The organism is Acinetobacter sp. ACNIH3, from assembly GCF_002918965.1.
In the GTDB taxonomy this organism is placed as follows: domain Bacteria; phylum Pseudomonadota; class Gammaproteobacteria; order Pseudomonadales; family Moraxellaceae; genus Acinetobacter; species Acinetobacter schindleri.
In genome coordinates, this window is record NZ_PQLP01000121.1 from 1 (window position 1) to 1,491 (window position 1,491).

Genomic DNA, 1,491 nt, shown 5'->3' on the forward strand with positions numbered 1-1,491 from the left:
TAAATTTAAGTGGACACCTATTTATGGATTTAAAGACAGTTATAGACAGTGCACCAACGCTAAAAAAGCCCCGTCGAACCTTCACAGCTGAATTTAAACATCAACTTATTCAGCAATGCCAGCAGCCAGATACATCAGTGGCCAAGGTAGCAATGCAACATCAGATCAATGCCAATCTGCTACATAAATGGATTCGTCAGTCCAGATCAATGCCCCCTGCATTAAAAACCCCATCCATTCCACAGACTGACTTTCTTCCGGTCATTCTTCACCCGACTCCAGTCAAACAAGAAGCACCTCTACCACCTGTGCCAGAGAAGAAAGCTGTCGCTCATATCAGGATTCCATTACATGAGGCACCAAGTTCCGCAAGGGATCAGATGATCGAGATCGACTGGCCGGTGGAGTCAGTAACTGAATTACTGTTGCTGATCCAGGGTTTGACTCAATGATTCGTATTGATGAGATCTGGTTGTCTACCCAGCCGATGGACATGCGTGCAGGGATGGATACAGCCATGGCTCAGGTGCTGAGAGCCTTTGGCTACATCAAACCGCATTGCGCTTACCTGTTCTGTAATAAGCGTGGCCATCGTATGAAAGTGCTGGTGCATGATGGACTGGGTATCTGGCTGTGTGCCCGGCGGCTGGAACAGGGGAAATTCCACTGGGCTAAAGTTCACCAGGGTGAAAGTATGGCGATCAGCCCGGAGCAGTTACAGGCACTGATCCAGGGTTTGCCCTGGCAAAGAATCGGACTGCAGCAAGTGGTAACAATGCTCTAAACCAGGCTCATCCATTCTGCTATTCTCCAAACGTTCTATTTCCTCTGCATCATGACCTCAGGCATACTGCGGTCATGAATACGCTGCCTGATTTAAGCCAACTGACCCATGAACAACTGCTGGAATTTACCAGACAGTTGGCGATGCAGCATCAGTCTCTGGCACAATCTAAACAACAACTGGAACAATCAAATCAGCAATTAGATGCCAGAGTTCAACATCTTGAAGTCACCAATCAGCAATTAGATTCTAAAGTTCAACATCTTTCTATTCTCAATCAAAAATACGAGCATGAGCTTGCACTATTTAAACAGCATAAATTCGGCAGTAAAAACGAACATCTAACCGCAAAACAAATCCATCTCTGGGATGAAGCGGTTGAAGAAGATATTGCAGCGGTTGATCTGGAACTGGAACGACTGAATGCAGATAAAACCAATGCAGCTGCACAGAAAGCCCCAGTCAACAAACCTAAACGTCGGCTGTTGCCAGATCATCTACACACCCTCCGTATTGAGCATGAACCTGAATCAACACAATGCAGTTGTGGCTGTACCTTGCGTCGTATCGGTGAAGATGTCAGTGAAAAACTGAATTTCAGACCGGCACAGTTCTATAAGGAACAGCATGTGCGTGGTAAATGGGTCTGTGATCAGTGTGACACTCTGACTCAGCAAGCGATGCCAGCCTATGTGATTGATAAAGGC

Annotated in this window: 3 protein-coding genes; all 3 read left to right on the forward strand. The window is 46.3% G+C overall.

From position 1 onward, the window contains the following. Positions 1–452 (forward strand): IS66-like element accessory protein TnpA (tnpA, locus tag C3420_RS16960; RefSeq protein ID WP_228152989.1); only part of this gene is annotated, 452 nt, incomplete at its 5' end. After that, entirely contained in the window at positions 449–784 is a 336-nt protein-coding gene (gene tnpB / locus C3420_RS16965; RefSeq protein WP_000618090.1) for an IS66 family insertion sequence element accessory protein TnpB, read from the forward strand. The genes tnpA and tnpB, both read left to right, overlap by 4 nt. A 74-nt stretch (positions 785–858) precedes the next feature. Beyond that, positions 859–1,491, forward strand: a 633-nt coding sequence (locus C3420_RS16970) for an IS66 family transposase zinc-finger binding domain-containing protein (RefSeq protein WP_171294487.1), incomplete at its 3' end; no start/stop codon positions are given.